This is a genomic window from Streptomyces sp. NPDC018833 (assembly GCF_044390825.1).
Taxonomy (GTDB): domain Bacteria; phylum Actinomycetota; class Actinomycetes; order Streptomycetales; family Streptomycetaceae; genus Streptomyces.
Map to the genome: position 1 here is coordinate 227,266 of NZ_JBIRZM010000013.1, position 14,670 is coordinate 241,935.

Here is a 14,670-nt window from a genome sequence, read left to right on the forward strand (position 1 = left end):
GCGGCCGTGCACGACCACCTCCGCGAGCCGGTGACCATGGGAGCCGGCACCGGCGGCCGCGGCCCCCACCCCACCGACCGGAGTACGGGCCGTGCGTCCTGCGAGGCGGACCCGCAAAGTCTCCGCTCGGCCCTGTCAGCTTGCGGTCGGAGGCTCCTCCTCCCAGCCGAAGCTCTTCTCCACCGCCTTGCGCCAATTGTGGTACTCGCGCTCCCGTGCCTCCGCCGCCATCCGCGGTGACCACTCGATGTCGCGCCGCCAGTGCGCTTTGAGTTCGTCCAGGTCCGACCAGACGCCGGTGGCGAGCCCTGCCGCGTACGCGGCGCCCAGGCACGTCGTCTCGGACACCTTCGGCCGGATCACCGGTACGGCCAGCACGTCCGCCTGGTGTTGCATGAGCAGGTTGTTGGCGGTCATGCCGCCGTCGACCTTCAGCGTGGTGATGCGCACCCCGGAGTCCTGGTACATCGCGTCGACGACCTCGCGCGTCTGCCAGCTCGTCGCCTCCAGCACCGCCCGCGCCAGATGTGCCTTGGTGACGTACCGGGTGAGCCCGGTGATCACACCGCGCGCGTCGGAACGCCAGTACGGCGCGTAGAGGCCGGAGAAGGCCGGCACGATGTACGCGCCACCGTTGTCCTCGACGCTCGCGGCCAGTGTCTCGATCTCGTCGGCCGACCGGATGATCCCGAGCTGGTCGCGGAACCACTGCACCAGCGCACCAGTGATCGCGATCGATCCCTCCAGGCAGTACACGGGAGCCTGGTCGCCGATCTTGTAGCCGAGCGTGGTGATCAGCCCGCTCTTGGAGGGCACGGGCCGGTTGCCGGTGTTGAGCAGCAGGAAACTGCCGGTGCCGTACGTATTCTTGGCGGTGCCCGTGTCGTAGCACGCCTGCCCGAAGACGGCGGCCTGCTGGTCGCCGAGCGCGGAGGCCACCGGGACGCCGGAGAGCTGGCCGACGGCCGTGCCGTACACCTCGGCGGACGACCTGATCTCCGGGAGGATCGCCTCGGGCAGGTTCATCGCGGACAGGATGGCCGGATCCCACCGCAAGGTCTGAAGGTCCATCAGCATGGTGCGCGAGGCGTTGGTGACGTCGGTGACATGGACGCCGCCGTCGGTGCCGCCGGTGAGGTTCCAGATCAGCCAGGAGTCGATGGTGCCGAAGGCGATCTCGCCGCGCTCGGCCCGTGCGCGCAGTCCGGGCACGTTGTCCAGCAGCCAGGCGGCCTTGGGCCCGGAGAAGTAGCTGGCGAGCGGCAGGCCGGTGGTGTCGCGGAAGCGGTCCTGGCCGTCCGCGCCGCCGAGTTCACGGCAGAGCGCCGCTGTGCGGGTGTCCTGCCAGACGATGGCGTTGTGCACCGGCTTGCCGGTGGCCCGGTCCCACAGGACCGTTGTCTCACGCTGGTTGGTGATGCCGAGCGCGCTCAACTGGCCCGCGCGCAGCGCGGCCTTGGCGAGGGCACCCGCCACGACCGCCTGCACCTTGGACCAGATCTCGGTGGCGTCGTGCTCCACCCAGCCGGGCCTGGGGAAGATCTGGCGGTGCTCGCGCTGGTCGACGGCGACGATCTCGCCGTCCTGGTTGAAGACGATGCAGCGGCTGGACGTGGTGCCCTGGTCGATTGCGGCGACGAACCTGTCGGTCATGACGTCCCCTTACGTCCCTTGTCGAAGCGGCCGGGAGGCCGGAGGGATGCGGCTAGAAGGCCGCGTTGAAGATCAGCCCCGCCAGCAGTCCGCCGACGAGGGGCCCGGCGACCGGGACCCAGGAGTAACCCCAGTCGGACGTCCCCTTGTTGGGGATCGGGAGCAGGGCGTGCACGATGCGCGGGCCGAGATCGCGGGCCGGGTTGATGGCGTATCCGGTGGGCCCGCCGAGCGAGAGGCCGATGCCGACGACCAGGAGCGAGACCAGCAGGATGGAGATTCCGGAGCCGTAGATGCCGGCGTCCTGGCCCGGTATCTGGCCCACGCCGATGCCGTCGTTCTTCCCGAAGGCGAGGATCGGCAGCACCAGGCCCACCGTGGCGATGATCTCCGTGACGACATTGGCGGCGGGCTTGCGGATCTCAGGGCCGGTGGAGAAGATCCCGAGCGTCGGCTGCGCGGTGCTGATGTCGTCATTGGCCCGGAACTGCGCGTAGTAGACGAGATAGGCGAGTACGGCGCCGATGATCGCGCCCACCATCTGCGACACGATGTAGAGGGGCACCTTGCTCCACTCACCGGTGTCGACGGCGACGCCCAGGGTCACGGCCGGGTTGAGGTGCCCGCCGGACAAGGGAGCCGCGGTGTAGGCGCCCGCCAGGACACCGAAGCCCCAGCCGAAGGCGATGACGACCCACCCGGCTGCCCTCGCCTTGGAGTGGTGCAGCGTGACGGCGGCGCAGACGCCCGCGCCGAAGAGGATGAGGATCGCGGTGCCGATGACCTCACCGAGGAATATGTCTCCGTTGCTCATGGCTGCTCCTTTGCCCTGGCCCGGGGCCGGCCCCGGGCCTCCGTGCAGGGTGCGTGCTCCATGGCGTGCCATGGCTGCGGACCCGGAGGCAGGGGGAGATCCCCCGGCCGCCCGGCGTCCGTGACGAGCATGGTGAGCGTGCCGAAGTGCGGCGATGCCGACGAGAACGCAGTTTTCCCCTGCTGCGATGGGGCGTCAAGGTCGCGGGCAGCACGCGCAGTTCAGGGTGGGTGCGCTGGACACGACGGGCTGGAACGTCAACGTCCGCCACCCGCTCCGGCCCCCGGCCCCTGCCTCCGCCCCCGCCCACCGCGGCGCCCCCGCGGGGCGTGGCCGAGCCGTCCCCATGGCAGGACACCGCCGGTTCCAGCGCACGTGGAACGAAGGCCTCAGGACGTGGTCGCTGCTGCCTCAGCGCACGACCACAACAGCCGAACCGTGCCCGAAGAGCCCTTGGTTCGCCGTGATCCCGACGCGTGCGCCCGGCACCTGCCGTGCCCCCGCCGTGCCGCGCAGCTGCCACGTCAGCTCGCAGACCTGGGCGATCGCCTGGGCGGGCACGGCCTCGCCGAACGAGGCCAGCCCCCCGCCGGCGTTCACCGGTGTCCGGCCGCCGAGGGACGTGCCCCCGGACCGCAGGAGCGAGGCGCCCTCGCCCTCCTTGCAGAGCCCGATGTCCTCGTACCACTGCAGTTCCAGGGCCGTGGACAGGTCGTACACCTCGGCCAGCGAGAGGTCCTCCGGGCCGATCCCCGCCTCCTCGTACGCGGTCCGTGCGATGGACTCCCGGAACGAGTGCGGGGGAGGAGGCACCGCGGCCGCCGAGTCGGTCGCGATGTCCGGCAGGTCGAGCACATCACGCGGATAGACCGGGGTCACCGTGGAGACGGCGCGGATCCGGACGGGATCGGCCACTCCGTGCCGCCGGGCGAAGTCCGTGCTCGACAGCACCAGCGCCGCGGCGCCGTCGGAGGTCGCGCAGATGTCCAGCAGGCGCAGCGGATCCGCGACCACCGCGGAGGCGGCCACCTCCTCGGGCGTGACGGCCCTGCGGTAGCGGGCGTACGGATTGAGCGCGCCGGCGGCGGCGTTCTTCACCTTCACCAGCGCGAAATCCTCCGGCGTGTCCCCGTGGACGGCCATGCGGCGCCGGGCGTACAGGCCGAAGTACGCGGGGTTCGTCGCCCCCAGCACCCGGAAGCGCAGCCAGTCGGGATCGTCGGGACGCTCTCCGCCCGCGGGCGCGAAGAACCCCTTGGGCGCCGACTCCGCGCCGACCACCAACACCACATCCGCCTGCCCCGCGAGGATCTGCGCGCGCGCCGTGGCGATCGCCTGCGCGCCCGAGGCACAGGCCGCGTAGACACTGGTGACCTTCGCGCCCTGCCAGCCGAGCGCCTGCGCGAAGGACGAGCCCGCCACATGGCCCGGGTAACCGCCGCGCAGGGTGGCCGCCCCGACCACCGACCGCACCTGCCGCCACTCCACATCCGCGTCGGCGAGGGCCTCCAGCGCCGCGACCCTTCCGTACTGCACGAAGCTCCGGCCCCACTTGCCCCACGGGTGCATCCCGGCACCGAGCACCGCCACGTCCGTGCTCACCACGCCCCCACGGGACGCCAGTGCCAGGTCGCCGGACCGGTGCCGTCGCCCTCGTCGAGCACACCCGGTACGACCTCGACCGCCGTACCGACGGCGAGGTCGCCGGGGGTGACACCGGGCGCCGCTCTGCCGAGCACGACCATTCGCTCGGCCTCCAGCTCCACGGCGACCAGGGTGTACGGCCGCCACGGGACGTTAGGGTCGAAGACATACGGCGCCGGGGGCCGGTAGCGGCAGTCGGTGTACGACCACACCCTGCCTTGCTTGGACAGCGGCACCTCGCTCTGGTCGCCGCCCTCGCAGTCAGGGTTGCGGCAGAACGCGTCCTCGCGGGGGAAGGAGACCGACGAGCAGGCGGTGCAGCGCGTGCCCAGCAGCCGGAAGTCCTCCTCGCCGCCCTCTTCGGTGAACCATCGCGCCACTACGGGTGTGCGTGTCACGAACCCCTCCCCGGCACAGCGAACTGACGGATCGTCAGAAGTCTGCCATGCCCGGCCCGGGCCGTCAGCGGTTCTCGGCGAGCCACTTCGCGGCGATCTCCGCGAGCTCCCCGTCCCGGCCCGTCAGCATCATCCGGATCATCTGCGCGTCACCCCGCAGGGACCAGGCAGGATGCCCGAACGTGGCCGGGTTGTTCTTCTCGATCAGGAAGTGGGCCGGCCAGGCCGTCCCGTAACCGATCAGCGGGAGGGCGGCCGCATACCGCAGCCGCCCCCGCGCCAGGCCGTACGCGCTGATCGCGAGTCCCGTCAGGGTGCCCGCCAGGTGCACCCATCGAGTCGTGGCCCGCGAGTGCATCGCCACGTAGTAGGGCCAGAACTCCTCGTACGAATCAAACGTCTGCTGCGCCATGACCGCACGGTAACGGCCAGGCGCTTCCGCGTCAGCCCGCCCGGTGCCCCGCGACCGAACGCCGCGCAACGGGGAAATCGAAGTACGTGTCAGGGAACGGCTCCGGCTTGTACGTGAAGTGCCACCACTCCTCCGGCAGATTCACGAACCCCTGCGCGGCCAGCGTGTCCTTCAGCAGCCGCCGATTGGCTCGCTGGGCCTCGGTGATCCGCGGATCGTCGGTGTGCGACAGCGTGTCGAAGCAGTCGTAACCGGTCCCCATGTCGACAGAGTTGTCCGGGAAACGCTCCGACTGGGGCGCGTAGCATGCCGTCAGCGGCTCACCCGGCACATACGACCGCGTCGGCGCGGCCGGCAGCTTCACGATCGTCAGGTCCACCGTGCTGCCCCGGCTGTGCCCGGACCTCTCCGCGATGTAACCGTCCGCGAACAGCCGCGACTTGTCGACCAGCGGATAGAACTCCTGCTTCATCGCCTCGTCGTCGAGATCCTTCGCCCAGCGCACGAAGTGGTCGACCGCCCGCTGCGGCCGGTAGCAGTCGTACACCTTCAGCGAATAGCCCTGCCGCAGCAGCCGCGACTGGGCCCGGCCCAGCGCCTCGGCGGCCGGCCCGGTGAGGATGCACAGCGGCTGGCGGTATCCGTCGACGGGCTCACCGACGAAGTTGTGGTCCGTCGTGTAGCGCATCTCCTGGATGATCGTCGGCGCGACCGTGCGCAGTGCCACGAACTCACGCGGCGCCTTCGGTTCGGGCGTCGCCTGCACGGCTGGGGCGGCCGACGTGACGGCGAGCAGCGCGGCGGCCGCCGCGGTCAGAGCACGGAAAGCGGAACCAAGTCGTGTCATGCGCACACCGTTTATCACTTTCCCGCCCTGACGGGAAACAGCGATCGGATACAGTCCGCCCGTGTCCAAGGACTCCCACTGCGGCCATTGCGGAACGCCGTACGGTGCTCCCGCCGGCTGGCCCCGCACCTGCCCCGCGTGCGGGGAGACCGCCTACCGCAACCCCCTGCCCGTCGCCGTGGCGCTGCTCCCCGCCCACGACGACCGGGGCACCGGACTCGTGGTCGTCACCCGCACCATCGAACCCGCCCGCGGCGGCACCGCGCTGCCCGGCGGCTTCATCGACCACGGCGAGGACTGGCGGCACGCGGTCGTCCGCGAACTCGCCGAGGAGACCGGCATCGAGGCTGGGCCGCAGGACGTTCGCCTCGCCGACGCCCTCAGCTCACCGGCCGGGCACCTGCTGCTCTTCGGACTGCTGCCCGCACAGGACGCCGACACGCTGCCGCCGTCCCGGCCCACCGATGAGACCGACGGCTGGCACCTGCTGCGCTCCCCCACCGAGCTGGCGTTCCCGCTCCACACGATTGCGGCACGCAACTGGTTCGCAGGCACATACGCCTCCCGCTGACCAGCACCGCCGTCAGTCCAGCCCCCGTACTCGCACCGGCCCCTCCACCGGCACCCGCCCCTCGTCCGTGACCCGCTCCACCACCACCCGACCGTCCACCAGCCGTGTCGCGTACCGCTCGATCTCCGACAGCGCCCAGCCGTCGCCGGTGTCCCGCACCACCAGACCGCCGCCCTCGCGCCCCGCCGCGGGCGCCCACGCCTCGATCTCCACCCGGCCGTCATCGGCCCGCACCGCGAGCACCGTTCCCGCCCGCGCCAGCACCGGGATCCGCTCGAGCGGCGCCTCCACCAGCACCTGGGCGGGACCCTCGTACACGCGGCCCGTCGCCGTGTCGTACCAGCGGCCACGGGGCAGCCGGACCGCCCGCCGGTCCACTCCCGGCTCCAGCACGGGCGCCACCAGCAGCGAATCACCCAGCAGGAACGCGTCCTCGCAGTCCCGCAGCACCCGGTCCCCCGGGCTGCCCCACCACAGCGGCCGGGCACAGGGCGCACCGGTCAGCCGGGCGAGATGCGCGAGCCCGATCAGATACGGCCGCAGCCGCTCCCGCTCCCGCAGCGCCGCCCGAGCATGCGCCAGCACCTCGGGCCCGAACTCCCACGGCTCCGCCCCCTGCCGCCCGATCGGCGCCCCGGTCCGCAGCAGCGGCAGATACGCGCCCAGTTGCAGCCGGCGCAGATACAGCTCTGTCGACAGGCCGGCCCCGGACACCCCCACCTCGGCGCCGGAGAACGGCACCCCGCACACCCCGAGCCCCAGTACCCGCGCCAGCGTGGCACGCAACGCCGGCCAGCCCTCCGGCACCTGCCCCGGCCACACACCGCCGTAGCGCTGCACGCCGGTCCAGCCCGAGCCGGAGACGAGGAACGGCCGCTCTCCGGGACGCACCCGGCACAAGCCCTGGTACGCGGCGCGCGCCATCGCCAGACCGCTCACGTTGTGCGCCTCCCGGTGGTCGCCGCCACGGCCCTCCAGCACATGCCGTGCCGAACGAGGCAGCGCCACGGCGCCGAACAACGATGTCGCCCACGGACCCTCGCCCTCGTGCCACATGCCCGAGAAACCCTGCTCCAGCAGCGCCTCGTACCGCTCGCCCCACCACACCCGGGTCCGCGGATCGGTGAAATCCGGATGCACACGGTCGCCCGAAGCCGCCACGCCCCGCACCTTCCTGCCCCGCGCGTCCCGTACGAACGCCCCCGCGCGCACCCCGGTCTCGTACACCTCCTCACCCGGCCGTGCCGCTACGGTCGAACCGACCACACGGACCAGCCGCACCCCGTCCTCCAGCAGGTCCTTCGCCAGCGCGGGCAGATCGGGGAACCGCGCCTCGTCCACGCCGAACGGCCCCGCCGCATCCTCGGGGAGCGGCCCGCGGGACCACCGGCGCCCGGGCGCGCCCGGATCCGCCACACGCCGCCGCCCTCCGGCCGACGGCACCTCGCTCCCGCCCAGATGCACCGCCGACAACGGCAGCCCCCGCTCCCGGTACGCGGCCACCAGCTCCCGCACCGCCTGCTCGTCGTCCGATCCACCCCCCGCGTGCTGAAGGCCGAGCGCCCACGAAGGAGGCAGCGCGGGCGCACCCGTGAGCTGCGCGAAACCGCTCAGAACACGTGCGGGAGTGCCCACCAGAACCCAACTGCGCAGCGGCCCGCCGTCCATCCGCAGCTCGATGGTCCCCGGCCGGTCGTGCCCCGAGCCGGCACCCTCTTCGCCCTCCCGCACGGTCACCCGGCCGTCCCACGAGGTGTCGTGGAACGCCAGATGCGTCCCCGCGTCGGCGACCACCATCTGCACCGGCATCGTGATGTGCGCGGCATCCCCCTCCGGCGCCGTGTGCCGACCGGCACCGCCGTTCCACAGCCGGTACACACCCCCACGCAGCCGAGGCCCCGGCACACGGCCGCCCAGGCCGAACATCCGCGCGTCGGCTCCCACCTCGCAGCGCTGTGCCCAGCGCGCCGGGCCGCCGCCCGCAACGGGCTCCCACCAGCGCGGCGGCAGATCACGGCGCAGGACCACACCGCCCGGGGTACGGATCTCCACCGCACCGTGCCGCGACACCTCGACGGTCACCCGCTCCGACACCACCCGCCAGCCGCCGTCCTTGTCCGGCTCCAGACCGGCCCGCGGGTCCGGCTCCGGAGGCGGCCCGGCCAGCCCGTACGACGGCAGCGGCTGCGCACCGTCCCAGCCGCGGAACACCGCCCCGCCCGTGGCGACCACGACGCGCAGCTCGGAACGGGCGAACCGGACGATCCCGCCGCCCGGCAGCGGCTCCGCCTCCACCGCGGGCCCCGGCACCCTGGCCCGCTCCGTGCCCTGGGCCGACAGCCCCCGTGTGTCCGCACGACTACGGCGCCATGCGGAGCGTGCCGCCCGCAGTACCTCAACCGCGCCGACATTCCGCACCGCGCGCACCAGGTCACGACCGTCCATGCAGCTCACCCTGCCATTCGGCCGACACATCAGGGGCTCTGTTCAACTGCCGTTCACCCATGGTCAGACCACATATTCGCCAAGCCGGACATGGGTGGGGAGACCTGGTGCGAAAGACGATCACATGGCATCGTCCCTGTCAGCCCGCGTCCGCGCACACCCCGCCCGACCGTGGGCCGCGCAGACACCGCGCACCGAAACGCGTAGAGAAAGCCCGGGAGCCGACCCATGACCTCAGCAGCGAACCCCGCCCCGCTCTGGCAGCCGGACGCGGACCGCATCGCGGCCGCCCGCGTCACCCACTTCCAGTCCTGGGCCGCCGAGCGCTACGGAGCACCGGCCGAGGGCGGCTACCCGGCACTGCACCGCTGGTCCGTGGCAGAGCTCGAGACGTTCTGGCAAGCCGTCGCCGACTGGTTCGACATCCGCTTCACCACCCCGTACGACCGCGTGCTCGGCGACCGGTCCATGCCCGGCGCCCAGTGGTTCCCCGGCGCCACACTCAACTACGCCGAACACGCCCTGCGCACCGCCGAAGATCCGGCACGTGCACACGAGCCCGCACTGCTTCATGTGGACGAGACACATGAGCCCACGCCCATCAGCTGGGCTGAGCTCCGCCGCCAGGTCGGAGCACTCGCCGTCGAACTGCGCACCCTCGGCGTACGCCCCGGCGACCGCGTCAGCGGCTACCTCCCGAACATCCCGCAGGCCGTCACCGCCCTGCTGGCCACCGCGGCCGTCGGCGCCGTCTGGACCTCCTGCGCCCCCGACTTCGGCGCCCGCAGCGTCCTCGACCGCTTCCAGCAGGTCGAGCCGGTGGTCCTGTTCACCATCGACGGCTACCGCTACGGCGGCAAGGAACACGACCGCACCGAGACCGTCGCCGAACTCCGCCGTGAGCTGCCCACACTCCGCGCCGTCGTCCACATCCCGCTGCTCGGCACCGCGGCTCCCGAAGGCGCCCTCGAATGGTCTGCCCTCACCTCCGGCGACGCCGACCCCGCCTTCGAACAGGTCCCCTTCGACCACCCCTTGTGGGTCCTGTACTCCTCCGGCACCACCGGACTGCCCAAGGCCATCGTCCAGTCCCAGGGCGGCATCCTCATCGAGCACTTCAAGCAGCTCGGCCTCCACTGCGACCTCGGCCCCGGCGACCGCTTCTTCTGGTACACCTCCACCGGCTGGATGATGTGGAACTTCCTCGTCTCCGGCCTCCTCACCGGCACCACCGTCGTCCTGTACGACGGCAGCCCCGGCCACCCGGCCACCGACGCCCAGTGGAGCATCGCCGAACGGACCGGCGCCACCCTCTTCGGCACCTCGGCCGCCTACGTCATGGCCTGCGCCAAGGCCGGCGTCCACCCCGCCCGCGACCACGACCTCTCCAGGATCACCTGCGTCGCCACCACCGGCTCGCCCCTGCCGCCGGACGGCTTCCGCTGGCTGCACGACGAGGTGGCCGACAACCTCTGGGTCGCCTCCGTCAGCGGCGGCACCGACGTCTGCAGCTGCTTCGCCGGCGCTGTCCCCACGCTCCCCGTCCACATCGGCGAACTCCAGGCCGCCTGCCTCGGCACCGACCTCCAGTCCTGGGACGCCCAGGGCAAGCCGCTCGTCGGCGAGGTGGGTGAACTGGTCGTCACCAACCCCATGCCGTCCATGCCCATCCGCTTCTGGAACGACCCCGACGGCAGCCGCTACCGCGAAAGCTACTTCGAGATGTATCCGGGCGTCTGGCGGCACGGGGACTGGATCACCATCACCGAAACCGGCTCCGTCGTCATCCACGGCCGCTCCGATTCCACCCTCAACCGCCAAGGCGTACGGATGGGATCCGCGGACATCTACGAAGTGGTCGAACGCCTCCCGGAGATCCGGGAATCCCTCGTCATCGGACTGGAAGAACCCGACGGCGGCTACTGGATGCCCCTGTTCGTCCACCTCGCCGAGGGTGCCGTACTCGACGACGACCTGAAGACCCGCATCACCCGCGCCATCCGCGAACAGCTCTCCCCCCGCCACGTCCCCGACGACATCATCGAGGTCCCCGGCGTACCGCACACCCTCACCGGCAAGCGCATCGAGGTTCCGGTCAAGCGCCTGCTCCAGGGCACGGCGCTCGAAAAGGCCGTCAACCCCGGATCCGTGGACAACCTCGAACTCCTGCGCTTCTACGAGGATCTGGCCCGCACCCGCATGTAGCCCCCGGCCCCGGGCGCCCACCAGCGGCGTCCGGGGCGACCGGCCGCCGTTGTCAGTGCCACCACCTACCGTGAGTGAACAGTGACCACAGCGCTCAGGGGGAATCAGCATGGCGCACACCAGCAGGTCCCGGCGGCCCGGCACCCACGCATCGATGCGGCGCATCCTGCGCCGCGAAGTCCCCAGCACCGTCGGCATCCTCGCCGACGCCCGCGACTTCACCGCGATGCGCCGCTACCACAGCTTCACCTTCGACGACCACGCCACCTATCTACGCCAGTCCGAGCAGCTGCTGAAGACGCTCTCCACCCGGCAACTGCACACCACGGTCGCCCTGTTCGACCCCGACGAATACGCGGAGTTCTGCACCGACGCGGGGCTCGACGCCGACACGGCACGAGCCCGCAGCCGCTTCACCGCCGAGCTCGCCGGCCGAGGTCCGACCGTCCCCTACACCGGACAGCCGCTCGCCGAGCTGCTGCCCCGGCTCATCGACAAGGCCGTCCGCCAGGCCACCTGGCAGTACGCGACCCTGCTCCTCGCCGACCTCGGCATGTGCGCCGACTGCGGCCAGGACATCGGACGGTCCGCCTTCGACCGGGCCTCGAGGATCCTCATGAGACTCCTCGACGTCGCCGGACCCGGCACCCACCATCTCGTCTGCAGCGTCCCCGGCCCCGACGAACAGCTCTTCGCCGTGCTGCACGCCCATGGTTCGGGCACCGCATCCGCCGAGCTCGACGCCGAAGAAGGCGCCGAGTTCGTCAGCGTCCTCGCCGCAGGGATCGCCCTTGAGGCCACCGGCGGAGTCGTGCTGCGCACCAGCGTCCCAGGCACCCCCGACCACCTCCACGGCTGGCGCCTGGAGAACGGCAGGCTGATCCCGCTCACCGCGGGCGAGGTCTTCAGCGCCTACTGCACCGACGCGGCCACCGGCGAACCGCTGTCACCCGAGCCCGGCGTCGAATACTGCGCCGGATTCCCCCTCGCCACCGACGACCCGGACACCCATCACTGACACCGAAGGGGGCCCTCCGCCGCACGGCGAAAGGCCCCCTCCACACATCCGTCCCGACGACTACTCGCCGGACAGCACCGCCTGGGCGGCCAGCCGTGCCTCCCCGGCGGTGTCCGTGGCACGCGCCGCCGCCGCGGCCCGCTCGCACTGGGCGAGCGTGTACTTCGCCAGCGTCGCCCGCACATACGGGATCGACGCGGCACCCATGGACAGCGACGTGACACCCAGACCAGTCAGCACACAGGCAAGCAGCGGATCGGAGGCAGCCTCACCGCACACACCACAGCTCTTGCCCTCGGCCTTCGCGGCCTCGGCGGACAGCGCCACCAGATCCAGCAGCGCCGGCTGCCAAGGATCCTGCAGTCGCGACACCGCACCCACCTGCCGGTCGGCGGCGAATGTGTACTGAGCGAGGTCGTTGGTCCCCAGCGAAAGGAACTCCACCTCCTGGAGGATCGAACGCGCCCGCAGCGCGGCGGACGGAATCTCCACCATCGCCCCGAACTTCGCCTGCAGCCCCGCCTCCCGGCACGCGTCCGCGAACGCCTTCGCGTCCGTACGGTCCGCCACCATCGGCGCCATGACCTCGAGATACACGGGGAGCCCCTGCGCCGCCTTCGACAGCGCGGACAGCTGCGTCCGCAGCACGTCCGGGTGGTCCAGCAGCGAGCGCAGCCCGCGCACGCCCAGCGCCGGGTTCGGCTCGTCGGCCGGCGTCAGGAAGTCGAGCGGCTTGTCGGCGCCCGCATCGAGCACACGCACCACGACCCGGCCCTCGGGAAACGCCTCCAGTACCTGGCGGTAGGCCTGGACCTGCTTCTCCTCCGACGGCGCCTGTCTGCTGTCGTCGAGGAACAGGAACTCGGTACGAAACAGCCCGACGCCTTCGGCCCCGGCGTCCACCGCCGCCGGCACGTCCGCGGGACCGCCCACGTTCGCCAGCAGCGGCACCTTGTGCCCGTCCGACGTGGCACCCGGACCGCTCGACGCCGCGAGCACGGCCCTGCGCTCGGCAGCGGCCCGCTCCATCTCGGCCCGCTTCTCCTCGCTCGGCTCGACGAAGATCTCGCCCGTGCTGCCGTCCACCGCGATCAGCGTGCCCTCGGCCAGCTCACCCGCGCCCGGCAGAGCCACGACAGCAGGGACACCGAGCGCCCGCGCCAGGATCGCGCTGTGACTCGTCGGCCCGCCTTCCTCGGTCACGAAACCGAGCACCAGGGCGGGGTCGAGCAGAGCGGTGTCGGCCGGCGCCAGATCGCGCGCGATCAGCACGTACGGCTCGTCGCTGTCCGGCACACCCGGCATCGGCACCCCGAGCAGCCGGGCCACGATCCTGTTCCGCACGTCGTCCAGGTCCGCGACCCGGCCCGCGAGGTACTCACCAGCACCCGCCAGCAGGGCCCGGTAGGCGGCGAACGCGTCGTACACGGCACGCTCGGCCGTGCTGCCGACGGCGATACGACGGTCCACGTCCGCCATCAATTCGGGGTCTTGCGCCATCATCGCCTGCGCCTCGAGCACGGCCTGCGCCTCGCCGCCGGCGAGATTGCCCCGCGCGATCAGATCGGCGGCGACGGCCTCGACGGCCTTCCGAGCCCGCCCCTGCTCGCGCTCGGCGTCCTCTGCCGGTATCTGCTTGGCAGGCGGCTCGAGAACCGCCGTGCCCATGTGCCGCACTTCGCCGATCGCCACTCCGTGGCTCACGCCGACGCCTCGCAGCGTTGTCTCCATGTCACCGTCTCCGATTGAGCGGCGGCGCGTGCCGCCGCGGTGGATGTCCGACTCGCCGTCACCGGCGTACGGCGGTCACTGCCAGCCGAAGAGGCTGTCGCCGGCCTTCACGTCGCCGTCCTCACGGACGTCGGAAAGAGCGTCGGGAGTGGCTTCAAGCGCCACGACCGGGCAGATCGCAGATTTTCCGGCCGCCTCGACGGCCGCCGGGTCCCACCGGACCACAGCCTGTCCGCGCTGCACGGTGTCGCCCTTCTTGACGAGGAGCTCGAAGCCCTCGCCGTTGAGCTGCACGGTGTCGATACCGAGGTGCGTCAGCACACCGTGTCCCTGATCGTCGACAACGACGAACGCGTGCGGATGCAGCGAGACGATGATGCCGGCGACGGGGGAGACGGCTTCCGTAGCCCCGCGATCGGGATCGATGGCAGTCCCAGGACCGACCATCGCTCCGGAGAACACGGGATCGGGCACGGCTGCGAGCCCGATGGCCCGTCCGGCGAGAGGGGACGTCACTGTGGTCATGGAGCCTCCCAGAGCGGGGATTCGTGCTGCGTCGTCACTGCTCGTACCGGACGACACACTGTTCAGCAGGGTATGTCACAAGAAGTCCTAGTTCCGCATAACAACTACCAGTTGACGGACCTAGGGGGTGCCGCAAGCGATTTGCCTCGTCTGCGGCCGACCTGTACTCTCGTACCCCTGCCTGACCCCAACGCGACATCGAGTCGGAGGTCGGCAGCGCCTATCAAGCCGAGATCCTAACTGGTCTAAACCACTGCTGTCCGCAGGGTGGTGGTCAGAGAGGCCGAGAAAGCCTGATAGTGTTTGAAACGTCGAAGGGAAGCGCCCGGAGGAAAGCGTCGGACAGTGTCCGGGGTGAGTACAAAGGAAGCGTCCGTTCCTTGAGAACTCAACAGCGTGCCAAAAAT

The 14,670-nt window shown here is 71.3% G+C and carries 12 protein-coding genes; 3 read left to right on the forward strand and 9 right to left on the reverse strand.

The features are described 5' to 3' along the window. Nucleotides 1–135: 135 nt before the first annotated feature. The 6 genes from glpK to ACH5AF_RS25300 all read right to left on the reverse strand — a co-directional run bounded on the left by glpK (nt 136) and on the right by ACH5AF_RS25300 (nt 5,768). Nucleotides 136–1,653, reverse strand: coding sequence for a glycerol kinase GlpK (glpK, locus tag ACH5AF_RS25275; protein ID WP_398904460.1), 1,518 nt, complete (start codon nt 1,651–1,653; stop codon nt 136–138). Between the two features lie 52 nt (nt 1,654–1,705). Beyond that, nucleotides 1,706–2,467, reverse strand: coding sequence for an MIP/aquaporin family protein (locus ACH5AF_RS25280; protein ID WP_398904462.1), 762 nt, complete (start codon nt 2,465–2,467; stop codon nt 1,706–1,708). A 411-nt stretch (nt 2,468–2,878) separates the two neighbouring features. Next, a complete protein-coding gene (locus ACH5AF_RS25285; protein WP_398904488.1) occupies nt 2,879–4,069 on the reverse strand; it encodes a lipid-transfer protein in 1,191 nt (396 codons plus the stop codon). Next, nucleotides 4,066–4,509, reverse strand: a complete 444-nt coding sequence (locus tag ACH5AF_RS25290; protein WP_398904463.1) for a Zn-ribbon domain-containing OB-fold protein — start codon at nt 4,507–4,509, stop codon at nt 4,066–4,068. Before ACH5AF_RS25290 ends, ACH5AF_RS25285 begins: the two co-directional genes overlap by 4 nt. A gap of 64 nt (nt 4,510–4,573) precedes the next feature. Then, nucleotides 4,574–4,921 carry an Mpo1-like protein gene (locus ACH5AF_RS25295; RefSeq protein WP_398904465.1) on the reverse strand — a complete coding sequence of 116 codons (348 nt, stop codon included), beginning with the start codon at nt 4,919–4,921 and terminating at the stop codon, nt 4,574–4,576. A gap of 31 nt (nt 4,922–4,952) precedes the next feature. Further along, complete coding sequence (locus ACH5AF_RS25300; RefSeq protein ID WP_398904467.1) at nt 4,953–5,768, reverse strand: M15 family metallopeptidase; 816 nt, start codon at nt 5,766–5,768, stop codon at nt 4,953–4,955. Nucleotides 5,769–5,829: 61 nt separating this feature from the next. Here ACH5AF_RS25300 and ACH5AF_RS25305 point away from each other — a divergent pair, with 61 nt between their 5' ends. Continuing rightward, entirely contained in the window at nt 5,830–6,339 is a 510-nt protein-coding gene (locus ACH5AF_RS25305; protein ID WP_398904469.1) for an NUDIX domain-containing protein, read from the forward strand. Nucleotides 6,340–6,351: 12 nt separating this feature from the next. Here the strand turns inward: ACH5AF_RS25305 and ACH5AF_RS25310 are convergent, their stop codons facing one another. Beyond that, nucleotides 6,352–8,784, reverse strand: a complete 2,433-nt coding sequence (locus ACH5AF_RS25310; protein WP_398904471.1) for a glycoside hydrolase family 31 protein — start codon at nt 8,782–8,784, stop codon at nt 6,352–6,354. A gap of 228 nt (nt 8,785–9,012) precedes the next feature. Between ACH5AF_RS25310 and ACH5AF_RS25315 the strand changes: the two genes are divergently transcribed. Both ACH5AF_RS25315 and ACH5AF_RS25320 read left to right on the forward strand, forming a co-directional pair. Next, nucleotides 9,013–10,989, forward strand: coding sequence for an acetoacetate--CoA ligase (locus tag ACH5AF_RS25315; RefSeq protein ID WP_398904472.1), 1,977 nt, complete (start codon nt 9,013–9,015; stop codon nt 10,987–10,989). 109 nt (nt 10,990–11,098) lie between these two features. Continuing rightward, on the forward strand, nt 11,099–12,007 hold the full coding sequence (locus ACH5AF_RS25320) for a hypothetical protein (protein ID WP_398904474.1): 909 nt from the start codon (nt 11,099–11,101) through the stop codon (nt 12,005–12,007). 60 nt (nt 12,008–12,067) lie between these two features. Here the strand turns inward: ACH5AF_RS25320 and ptsP are convergent, their stop codons facing one another. Together ptsP and ACH5AF_RS25330 are read right to left on the reverse strand one after the other, a co-directional pair. Continuing rightward, on the reverse strand, nt 12,068–13,738 hold the full coding sequence (gene ptsP, locus ACH5AF_RS25325; RefSeq protein ID WP_398904476.1) for a phosphoenolpyruvate--protein phosphotransferase: 1,671 nt from the start codon (nt 13,736–13,738) through the stop codon (nt 12,068–12,070). A gap of 75 nt (nt 13,739–13,813) precedes the next feature. Then, a complete protein-coding gene (locus ACH5AF_RS25330; RefSeq protein WP_398904477.1) occupies nt 13,814–14,263 on the reverse strand; it encodes a PTS glucose transporter subunit IIA in 450 nt (149 codons plus the stop codon). Nucleotides 14,264–14,670 lie beyond the last annotated feature (407 nt).

Coding starts and splice junctions, on each gene's coding strand:
- ACH5AF_RS25330 (WP_398904477.1), bottom strand. CDS start 14,263: ATGACCACAGTGACGTCCCCTCTCGCCGGACGGGCCATCGGGCTCGCA.
- ACH5AF_RS25315 (WP_398904472.1), top strand. CDS start 9,013: ATGACCTCAGCAGCGAACCCCGCCCCGCTCTGGCAGCCGGACGCGGAC.
- ACH5AF_RS25280 (WP_398904462.1), bottom strand. CDS start 2,467: ATGAGCAACGGAGACATATTCCTCGGTGAGGTCATCGGCACCGCGATC.
- ptsP (WP_398904476.1), bottom strand. CDS start 13,738: ATGGAGACAACGCTGCGAGGCGTCGGCGTGAGCCACGGAGTGGCGATC.
- glpK (WP_398904460.1), bottom strand. CDS start 1,653: ATGACCGACAGGTTCGTCGCCGCAATCGACCAGGGCACCACGTCCAGC.
- ACH5AF_RS25300 (WP_398904467.1), bottom strand. CDS start 5,768: ATGACACGACTTGGTTCCGCTTTCCGTGCTCTGACCGCGGCGGCCGCC.
- ACH5AF_RS25310 (WP_398904471.1), bottom strand. CDS start 8,784: ATGGACGGTCGTGACCTGGTGCGCGCGGTGCGGAATGTCGGCGCGGTT.
- ACH5AF_RS25295 (WP_398904465.1), bottom strand. CDS start 4,921: ATGGCGCAGCAGACGTTTGATTCGTACGAGGAGTTCTGGCCCTACTAC.
- ACH5AF_RS25320 (WP_398904474.1), top strand. CDS start 11,099: ATGGCGCACACCAGCAGGTCCCGGCGGCCCGGCACCCACGCATCGATG.